Annotated in this window: 4 protein-coding genes and 2 pseudogenes; 2 read left to right on the top strand and 4 right to left on the bottom strand. The window is 68.8% G+C overall.

Going from position 1 to position 9,889, the window contains the following annotated elements; all coding sequences use genetic code 11:
- Positions 1 to 128 precede the first annotated feature (128 nt).
- Complete coding sequence (locus AX685_RS09690) at positions 129 to 1,670, top strand: ABC transporter permease/substrate-binding protein (protein WP_066488009.1); 1,542 nt, start codon at positions 129 to 131, stop codon at positions 1,668 to 1,670.
- On the opposite strand, the gene AX685_RS09685 is transcribed toward AX685_RS09690, so the two are convergent.
- Positions 1,659 to 4,487 carry a TonB-dependent receptor gene (locus AX685_RS09685; protein ID WP_066488007.1) on the bottom strand — a complete coding sequence of 943 codons (2,829 nt, stop codon included), beginning with the start codon at positions 4,485 to 4,487 and terminating at the stop codon, positions 1,659 to 1,661. The two genes, AX685_RS09690 and AX685_RS09685, sit on opposite strands and share 12 nt — an antisense overlap.
- Positions 4,488 to 4,632: 145 nt before the next feature.
- On the opposite strand from AX685_RS09685, the gene AX685_RS09680 reads away from it, so the two are divergent.
- A complete protein-coding gene (locus AX685_RS09680) occupies positions 4,633 to 6,744 on the top strand; it encodes a TonB-dependent siderophore receptor (protein ID WP_066488005.1) in 2,112 nt (703 codons plus the stop codon).
- Positions 6,745 to 7,282: 538 nt separating this feature from the next.
- On the opposite strand, the gene AX685_RS21580 is transcribed toward AX685_RS09680, so the two are convergent.
- The 3 genes and pseudogenes from AX685_RS21580 to tnpB form a co-directional block, all read right to left on the bottom strand.
- Entirely contained in the window at positions 7,283 to 7,495 is a 213-nt protein-coding gene (locus AX685_RS21580; protein WP_156445749.1) for a hypothetical protein, read from the bottom strand.
- Between the two features lie 85 nt (positions 7,496 to 7,580).
- A pseudogene (tnpC, locus tag AX685_RS20990) lies at positions 7,581 to 9,181 on the bottom strand (IS66 family transposase).
- A 59-nt stretch (positions 9,182 to 9,240) separates the two neighbouring features.
- Positions 9,241 to 9,521, bottom strand: a pseudogene (gene tnpB, locus AX685_RS09665) (IS66 family insertion sequence element accessory protein TnpB).
- Positions 9,522 to 9,889 lie beyond the last annotated feature (368 nt).

The raw sequence follows: 9,889 nt of genomic DNA, 5'->3' as shown, positions 1-9,889 counted from the left end.
GAAGATATCAAGCGACCATGACCTACCCCGCCCCCCGCCGCGATGCTGGCCGGAGAGGCGGGCGACGCGGCCGATGCGCTCGTCGCGGTGCCGCGCGCCCAGGCCGAGCGGCTGACGGCGATGACGCGATGATCGACGCTTTCGCCCGCGTCCCCGCGCTGGCCGCGCAGCACCTGTTGCTGGCGATGGCGGCGCTGGCGCTGGCGCTGCTGATCGCGCTGCCGCTGGGGGTGCGCGCCGCCCGCGCGCCGCGGCTGGCCGGCGTCGTGCTGGGCACGGCGAGCCTGATCCAGACGATCCCCAGCCTGGCGCTGCTGGCGCTGTTCTACCCGGTGTTGCTGTGGGTGTCGTCGCTGGTCGGCGGCGGAGTGCCCGCACTGGGCTTCCTGCCTGCGCTGCTGGCGCTGACGCTCTATGCGCTGCTACCGATCGTGCGCAACCTCGTCACCGGCTTCGCCGCGCTCGACCCGGCGGTGCTGGAGGCGGCGGACGGCATCGGGATGACGCCGGTGCAGAAACTGGCGCGCGTCGAGGCGCCGCTGGTGCTGCCGATCGCGATGGCGGGGGTGCGCACGGCGGCGGTGTGGACGATCGGCGCGGCGACGCTGTCGACCACGGTAGGGCAACCCAGCCTGGGCGACCTGATCTTCGCCGGATTGCAGACGCAGGCCTGGGCGCTGGTGATCGCCGGCTGCGTCTCCTCCGCCGCGCTGGCGCTGGGGGTCGATGCGCTGCTGGGGCTGGCGGAGCGCGCCGCCGGGCGGCGGCAGTGGCGGCGCGTCGCGGCGGCGGGCGGGGTGCTGCTGGCCGCGACCGCGCTGGCCAGCGTGCCGCTGTGGCCGCGCGGCGGGCACGACCGCACGGTGACGGTCGGCGCCAAGAACTTCTCCGAACAATATATCCTGGCGCGGCTGATCGGCGACCGGCTGACGCGGGCGGGTTATACCGTCCGCTATCGCGACGGGCTGGGATCGGCGGTGGCGTTCGGCGCGGTCGCGGGCGGTGATATCGACGTCTATGTCGATTATGCCGGCACGATCTGGGGGGCGGAGATGAAGCGGCAGGACGTCGTGCCGCGCGCGCAGCAGCTGCGTGCGGTCGCCGAATGGACGCAGGCGACGCATGGCGTCACGCTGCTGGGCGCGCTGGGATTCGAGAATGCCTATGCCTTCGCGATGCGCGGCGCCGATGCGCGGGCGCGCAGGATCGCGACGCTGGACGATCTGGTGCCCGCCGCGCCGCGGCTGGCGCTGGGCGCGGACCTGGAGTTCCTCGACCGTGCCGAATGGGCGGCGATCCGCCGCGCCTATCCGCTGCGCTTCGCCTCCACGACGCCCTACAGCCCGACGTTCATGTACCGCGCGCTGGAAAGCGGGCGGGCGGACGTTATCAGCGCCTTTTCCTCCGACGGGCGGATCGCCGCGGACGGGCTGACCGTGCTGCGCGATCCCAAGGGGGCGATTCCCGGTTACGACGCGATCGTGCTGATCGCGCCGCGGCGGCAGGGCGATACACGGTTCCGCGCCGCGCTGGCACCGCTGGTCGGGCGCATCCCGGTCGCCGCGATGCGCGCGGCCAACTACCGCGTCGATCGCGACCGCGACAAGCAGACGCCCGAGGCCGCCGCGCAATGGCTGGCGGCGCAGGTCGGCCTGTCGTCAGAAGAATAACTTGCGCAGCACCACCCGCACGGAGCGCCCCAGCGGATCGAGATAATCGGGCTGGAAACCGATCGGCACCTGCCCGGTCTGGTCGGTGACGCGCTGGCGGGTGTTGAACAGATTGTCGACCTGCACCGTCACGCGCGTGCCGCGCATCCACGGATGCGCCTTCACCCAGTCGAGACGCCCGCCCAGATCGGCGAACAGCCGCAGGTTCGCGGTCGCCAGGCTGCCGAAATCGAGCGTCTGCGGAGCGGCCGGGGTGCCACCGGCGACACGCGTCGCGCTCTGGAAATTCACCGACAGGCGCGCACCCAGCCCGTTGTTGACATAGCCCGCCTGCCCTTGCAGCTCATGCCGCGGCTGGCCGCCCGCGCTGCCGATCGCATCGCCTTCCAGCAGGTTGAGCACCGGGCCGCCATCCGCGATCGTCACGCGATCGGTCAGGTGCCAGGTGTGGTAGAGCGCGAATTGCAGCCGCCCTCCGGCCTGCGCGCCGCCGCCGCCGAAACGCCCGCCACCGCCGAAGCCGCCGCGCGGACGATCGCCGCCGCCCGCGCCGCTGGCGGGCGCACCGCCGGGCCGGCCGCCGGCCGCGCCGCCATTGCCGTCCCCGCCGCCGCGCCAGCCGCCCGGCGGGCGCAGCCCCTCGAACGGGTTCGGACCGGTGCCGGCGCGATACGCCTCGATCTGGCGTTGCAGCTGCGATTTCAGCTTGAACGACATGTTGATGCCGTAGCGGATCTGCGATTGCTGACTGCGCGCGAAGTTGATCGGGCGGGAATCGATCTGCAACAGATTGCCCGCCGCATCGCGCTGGAACCGGCCCGGGAACGCCCGCGCGATCGCGTCGGTCGCGGCCGGGAAGGCGGCGATCGGATCGTCGGTGTCCTGCCGCGTGTAATCCGCGCGGAAGCTGATGTCCTTCTGCTTCCACGGCGTCAGGTTCAGCCCCAGTTTCAGGGCATGGCGATTGTCCGCGATCAAATCGCGGTTGCCGCCGGTGACGGTGGTAACCGTCGCGGTCGTGCCGCGGACGTAGTCGAACACGCGCACCCCCGGCGTCGTCACCAGCGGATTGCCCAGCTGCTGCGCGCTCGGCGCCTCGTCCTGGTCGGTGACCGACGCGATCACCCGCACCGCATCCACCGGCGACCAGTTGAGGCCATAGCCGATCGTCCACAGCGTGCCGAAGTCGGACAAATGGTCCGCCGCCAGATTGGCGTTGAGCGACAGGTTGCCGATCCCTGCCAGCACGTCCGCGCCGCGACTGGCGACCGGCAGGTCGAGGTTGATCTGCATGTTGCCGATATCGCGTGCGACGTCGCCGGGCGCACTCGCCACCCCGCCGCGGGTCGAGCGGCTGCTGAAATCGCTGGTCGATGCACCGATGCGGATGCTGGTGTTGGCGTCGCCCGCGGGCAGCGCGAACACCGGGCCGCTCGCCAGCGCGTCCAGCCCCGCGGTGGTCGAGCGGGAGCGGCCGACATTGTCGGGCAGCCGCCCCAGCGACAGCGGGGCGAAAGGGTTGGCGGTGGCATCGCCCGCCAGCAACCGCGCCTGGAACGCGGCGGCGTCCAGCCCGGCCTGCGTCACGGTATCGCTGTCGGCGCGATCGACGCTGCCGGTCACCGACCAGCGCCAGCGGCCCTTGTCGCCGTTCAGCGTGCTGCCCAGGTGCAGGTTGGTGGTGTCGACGACCTGCGTCAGCGGGCCGATATCGTCGAACGCGCGCGACACCGTCACCGGCTGCGCGAAGGGGGAGAAGGGGCTGCCGACCGGCAGTTGCAGCGACAGCGTCGCCAGTCCGCGGTCCGCGACGGTGCGCGTGTGGTCGACGGTCGCGTTCAGGCTGGCGGCAACATTGCCGAAGATCGTCATGGCATAGGTGCCGTTCGCCGCGACGCTTCGCGACGAGGCCAGCAGCGAGCGATAGGCGCCTTGATCGGTGGCGTTCGGCGTGGCGGCGAAGTCGCCGATCGCCGGCGCGGCATTCGCGGCCGACGCCGGCACCCCGGCGACATTGCCCAGCCCCGGCCCCAGCGCGGTCGCGCCGACGACGTTGCCGCCGATCGCGGCGGTGGCGGCGGGCTGGAGGATATCGCGCTCCGCCTCGCTCAACGCGCCGGCGCGACTGTATTCGAGGTGAAGGTTGACGCGATCGTCGCGGCGGATGCGCACGATATCGGCCTCCGCCCCGCCCTGCTGCTGCCCGCCCTCGGTCGCGGCGCGGCCGTTCAACTCCGCGGTCACCGCGCGGAACCGGCGGCGCAGCACGAAATTGACCACGCGCTGGTCGGCGCGATAGCCGTATTTGAGCGCCACTTCCTCCGGCAGGATATCGACGCGCGCGATTGCCTCGGTCGGCAGGTCGCGGATCTCCTGGAAGCCGGAAATGCGCCGCCCGTTGAGCAGGATCACCGGCCCGCCCCCGGCACCGCGCCCGGACGTCGTCTGCGGTGTGAGTTCGGCGAGCAGTTCGGTGATCGACCCGACACCGTAGCTGCGGATATCGGCGGGCGACAATTGCTGTTCGGGCGGGATATCGCCGATCACCGCGCCCGGTTGGCGGCGCGATCCGGTGACGACGATATCGGGCGCGCCTTCGTCCTCATCCTCCTCGGCGGCGGCAGGCGGAGCGGTGCGCGGCGTGGGCTGTGCGGCAAGCGTTGGCGCAGGCGCGGACACCGGCTCGGGCGAAGCGGCGGCCGGTCCGGCGGGGGGCACGGTGCCGGGGGTCTGCTCCGTACCAGCCGTGCCGCCCTGTGCCACGGCGGCAGCGGGAAGGCCCGCCACCCCGGCCAGCAACCAACAGATCGAACGCATTGCCATTTCTCCTTCGCCATGCGTCCCCGGAACCACGGCGGCGAGCGCGCTACCGCGCAAATGTCGCAGGAGTTTGCCGGACCTTCACCCTTGCACAATTCAACGATAACAGTTATTGCGAAGCGATAGCATTAAAGGGGCGCAGATGAACCGGTGGAGCGTGGCGGCCGCATGGGCCGGGGTGTTGGCGTGCGCGCCGGCGATGGCGCAATCGTCGGACAACGCGCGCGACGACATCGTGGTGACCGGGCGCGCCCAACGGCTCTACCGCGTCGACACCACCACCGTTGGCAAGACCGCCGAAAACCCGCTCGACATTCCGCAGGCGCTCCAGGTCGTCAACGCCGACCTGTTCACCGATCAGGGCGCGCGTGATGCGACCGATATCTACCGCGATATTTCCGGTATCAGCGCGTTCAGCTACGCCGGGGTCACCTTCCGCGGCTTCCGGCAGGACCAGTCCTTCTACGACGGCCAGCGCGGCAATCCCTTCATCGGCTTTTCGGTGCCGCAGCTGTTCACGATCAGCCGCGTCGAGGTGTTGAAGGGGCCGACGGGGCTGTTCTTCGGCCCCGGATCGCCCGGCGGCATCATCAATTACGTGTCGAAGACGCCTGCCGAGGCCAGCGCGCTGCGCACCGTCGCGACACTCGGCAATTACGATCGCGCCGGCATCTCGTCGGAGGCGACCGGAAAGGTCGATGCCGGAGGGATCGTCACCTATCGGCTTGGCGGCTTCTACGAAGCGATGACGCCGTTCCGCTACAATACGCGCAACACCTCGCTGATCGGGGACGGCGGCCTGTCGTTCCGAACGAACGATCGCGGGACGCTGATCGTGCAGGCGACTGTCTACGACAATGTCCTGCGCGGCAATCGGCTGCGCGGGGTGCCGGTGGACGATGCGGGCAATTTCCTCGCCGACATCCGCTGGAACGCCAACGAGCCGACCGACATCCTGCATCTCGCTTCGCGCGCGTATCAGGCGCGCTATGCGACCGACATCGGCGACGCGGTGACGTTCGACGCGGGCGTGCGCTATTTCGACGCGACCGAAACGCAGCGTTATCACGAACCGCGCGGCTTCGTGGCGGGCAGCGACGATCTGATCGCGCGCGAGTTCCGCGACCAGATCCGCGCCGTCGATGGATTGTCCTTCATGGCGAACACCACCGCGACGGTGCGGCTGGCGGGGATGGAGCATCGCTTTCAGGCCGGCGCCGACTGGTATGACGAACGCAGCATCCTCGATTCACGGATCCTGCGCGCTGGCGTGACGCCGCTCAGCCTGCACAACCCGGTCTACAGCGATGACGCCCGCGATGCGGCGCGCGCCGCGGCCGTCCCCACCGCGACCACCGATACCCGCACGAAGCGCCGCGGCGCCTACCTCCAGGACCGGATCGGCATCACCGACGCGCTGTTGCTGGTCGGCGGGGTGCGATACGACCGGTTCGACGACGCGGTGACCACCAGCACCGCCGGGCGCCTCATCGCCGCGCCATCCTTTCGCGACGGCCGCTTCACCTTTCGCGGCGGTGCGATCGTCAAGCCGCGCACCGGCCTGTCGCTCTACGCCAGCTGGTCGGGCAGCTTCGAACCGCAAAGCCCCGCCAGCCAGGATATCAACGCCGGCGGCCCTTTCGCCCCGGTGACCGGCAATCAGGTGGAAGGCGGCATCAAGTCGGTGCTGCTCGGCGGACGGCTCCAGGCGAATGCCGCCGTCTATCGCATCGTCCGCCGCAACATCCTCCAGGTCGATCCGACCCTGCCGCCGCGTGACGGCATCGATCAGCTACGACCGATCGGCGAGGTGACCAGCAAGGGGGTTGAGGTGGATGTGGCGGCCGATATCACCCCCGATTGGGTGCTGCTGGCCAATTACGCCTATAACGATACCCGGATCACCGGCACCGTCGCGGGGCAGTCGGTCACCAATGCGGTCGGCGATCGCTTCGCCAATGCGCCACGCCATCAGCTGGGCTTCTGGACCCGCTATCAGATCGCGGCGATCGGCACCGCGCTGGGCTTTGGCGGCGAACATCTGTCGCGCCGGGTGACGCTGTCGAACCAGGCGGTGCCGGCCTACACGATCTTCGACGTCTCGCTTACCAAGGCGCTGGGGCCGGCCGAGTTGCTGCTGCGCGTCGATAACCTGTTCGACCGACGCTACACCGCGTCGGGCTTCACAAAACAGACCGGCAGTTTCCCGGGCGAGCCACGATCACTGCTGGCGGAACTGCGGCTGCGTTTCTGAGACGCGCGCCCCCGCCTCGGTGTGGTGTGGTGAGCGCGCCGAGGACGAACGCACAAGCGCCCTGGACGCCCGGCTTCCGGGGCGCAAGCCGTCAAGACGGTTGTGGGAACTGGATACGGCCAACACAACAAAAGGCGCCCGCGGGCGCCGATGGTATGTTTGGTATGGTTGCGGGGACAGCACGATTCCGCACTCACGGCGCAATATAACAAACTGTGATTTCGCGTGATTTCTTCAGACCGGCTATAAGGCACCCCCGCGGGCACCCCCACATGAGGGTTGTGATGCGTCGGAGTGGCAGAAATATGCGATAAACCGCGCCAGCACCTAGCATAGTACGCGATAGCCAGCCTTAAGATTGTGACCCGTAAGACTCATTGCACGAGCCGCTCCGTGCGCGGTGACGTTTGGTGGTGAGGTCGCGCGTCAGCGCTAAGGTTTCCCCCTGCGGCAGCGAAGGCAGACGATGGGGTTCCTTCAACATGAAGCCCCCTGTCATGACGACCTCACCGACCGAAACACACATCACCCCTCTGCGCTAGCGGGGTGCTCGACGACATGGCGATGCGTTCGATGCGGAGTACCCATCTGGTGAGGGCCGCGGGCTGAGCTTGTAGTAGCAGGATGAAGGATCGCTGAGGGTTTCCTTGAGGTAATTGATGCCGTCCCGGGTCAAGGCGGTGACGGACGGAGCGTCGTCTTCGTTGTTGTCGATGATGGAGATGCGTCCGTCTTCAGGTTCCATCGCCATGCTGCGATCTCATCGACGAGGTCTTCCGCGACGTCGAGTTGCTCGGCGACGAAGCGTGCGGTCCAGGCGAAGGTTGGACTCGCCATCAGGCGGCCCGGGCAAGTGCCGGTGTGGTGCCGGTCGGCTGCCAGTTCCAGGGGAGCAGTTCATCAAGCTGGGCCTGGGGCATGTCGGCGATGCGGGCGAGCACGTCGGCAAGCCAGGCCTGCGGGTCGATGTCGTTGAGCTTTGCAGTGAGGGTGAGGCTGTACATGGAACGCCGCGCGGTCACCGCCCCAGTCGGAACCCGCGAACAGCCATGCTTTTCTGCCGAGCGCCACACAACGCAGGGCACGCTCCGCGGCATTGTTCGTCAGGCAAATGCACCCGTCCTCCAGGAAAGCCGTGAAGGCCGGCCAGTCCTTCAGCAGAGTATCGTACGCGGCCTCGACCGGGTTGTGGCGCGCCATGGCGGCGAGTTGACCACGCAGCCATGCGCCGAGGTCGATGACCAGCGGCAGGCTCAGTTCCTGGCGCGCGGCCTGCCGCTCGGCCGCAGGCTTGCCGAGGATGGCGCGCTCGATGTCGAATAGCGCGTCGATCCGCCGCACTGCCTCGACCGCAATGGGCGAGATGACCGGGCTACCACGCCTGCGCCGCACCTGGCCGGCGACATCGGCCAGTTCGAAGAACTTGCGGCGTGCGTGCGCCCAGCACAGCGCCCGGAGTACGGGTGCAGGCACCCGCTCGCTCCGGAACAGCGCATTGTAGCCGGCATAGGCGTCGGCCTGCAGGATGCCTGCATATCCTTCCAGATGCCGGGCCGGATGTTCGGAGCGTCGGTCGCGCGAATAGTGGAACAGGGCTGCCGGTGGCGCCGGCCGCCATGCGGGCGGTCGTCGCGGACGTAGGTCCACAGCCGTCCGGTATCGGTCTTGCCTTTGGCAAGTACCGGTACCGTGGTGTCGTCACCGTGCAGGCGCCCGGCCCCGAGCACATGGCCCGCGATGAAGCGATGCAGCGGTGCCAGGGCCGCCGTGCAGGCACCGACCTGGTCGGCTAGCGTCGACAGGCTGATGTCGACGCCCTCGCGGGCATAGCGCTCGGTCTGCCGGTTCAGCGGCTGATGCTGGCTGAACTTCTCGAACAGGAACTGCGCGAGGAAGTGCGGTCCTAACAGGCCGCGCGGCGTAACGTAAGACGGCGCGGGCGGTTGGGTTACCGTCTCGCAGGCCCGGCAGGCGAAGCGTTCGCGCACCGTCTGCACCACCTTCCAGCGGCGCGGCACGACCTCCAGCGTCTCGGTCAAGTCCTCGCCCAGCTTCGAAAGCCGGTCGGACCCGCAGCACGGGCAATGGGCAGGTGCGGCCATTACGACGCGCTCGCGCGGCAGATGGGCGGGCAGCGGTTTGCGCGATGGGCGCGATCTGGTGAACGCCTCGACGCTGGTGCCGGCTGCCGCCGTCGCGGCCAGCGCCTCGTCCTCGCCAGTTCCTCGAACCCGAGTTCAAGCTGATCGACGAGCAAGCGTCCGCGCTCGGAGCTGCGGCCGAACAATGCCCGGCGCATCTTCTCGTTCTGGAACTCCAGAAGGGCAACCCGGGCCGCCAGATCAGCGTTGACCGCCTTCGTCCGCGCGGCGTCCGCCTCGGCCCGAGCAAGGGCTGCGCGCAAGGTCGCGACATCATCGAAAGGCACCGCTGCCATGTCCGGCAGGATAGCAGAAGACCGGCATCAAGCCACGGTTTTCCGCCGTTCCCGCCTGATTATCCCGCCGCGGCCGGGCGCCACGTCATGCGCGGATTGCGCCAGTCTATCGCCTCCAGCAGACACGCCATCTGCGACGGCGTGATCGCCACCACGCCATCGCTCGCCGCAGGCCAGATGAACCGGCCGCGGTCGAGTCGTTTGGCGTACAGCGACAGGCCGACGCCATCGTGCCACAGGATCTTCACCAGATCGCCGCGCCGCCCCGGAAGATGTAGAGGTCGCCAGCATGCGGGTCACGGTGCAGCCCCTGCTGTATCCGCAGCGCCAGACCATGCATCCCGCGACGCATGTCGGTGTGCCCGGTCGCCATCCAGATCCGCGCACCGCCCGTGGCGCGATCTCCGCAACGCTCGCCCCCGGCTCGCACACCGCCAGGACCAGCGCGCGTTTCTGTTCCGCCGTCCACATCCGGCGCCGCTCCGCGCCCGTAATTAACGTCACCTGGGCCATCGCACCGTCGCTAACGCCAATGCAAACACCGGAGCTTGTACCAGTGCTACCTCCAGAACCCGTCAGTTTGAAGCAATGCGGCCTTCACCGAAGGGGTACGTGAACTGGCCCCCATTTCGACCGGACGGATTTAAGCCTAGGAAGGAGGCTTGGGGCTATCCCCTGAGCATAGGCTTATGTCCGTGTCCGAGATCA

The organism is Sphingomonas sp. CCH9-F2 (genome assembly GCF_001556735.1).
GTDB lineage: Bacteria > Pseudomonadota > Alphaproteobacteria > Sphingomonadales > Sphingomonadaceae > Sphingomonas > Sphingomonas ginsenosidimutans.
This window is presented reverse-complemented; position numbering and strand designations above follow the sequence as displayed.

Bases quoted from the DNA above. Each gene is read 5' to 3' on its own strand.
- AX685_RS09680 (WP_066488005.1), top strand. From the start codon at position 4,633: ATGAACCGGTGGAGCGTGGCGGCCGCATGGGCCGGGGTGTTGGCGTGC.
- AX685_RS09690 (WP_066488009.1), top strand. From the start codon at position 129: ATGATCGACGCTTTCGCCCGCGTCCCCGCGCTGGCCGCGCAGCACCTG.
- AX685_RS09685 (WP_066488007.1), bottom strand. From the start codon at position 4,487: ATGCGTTCGATCTGTTGGTTGCTGGCCGGGGTGGCGGGCCTTCCCGCT.
- AX685_RS21580 (WP_156445749.1), bottom strand. From the start codon at position 7,495: ATGGCGATGGAACCTGAAGACGGACGCATCTCCATCATCGACAACAAC.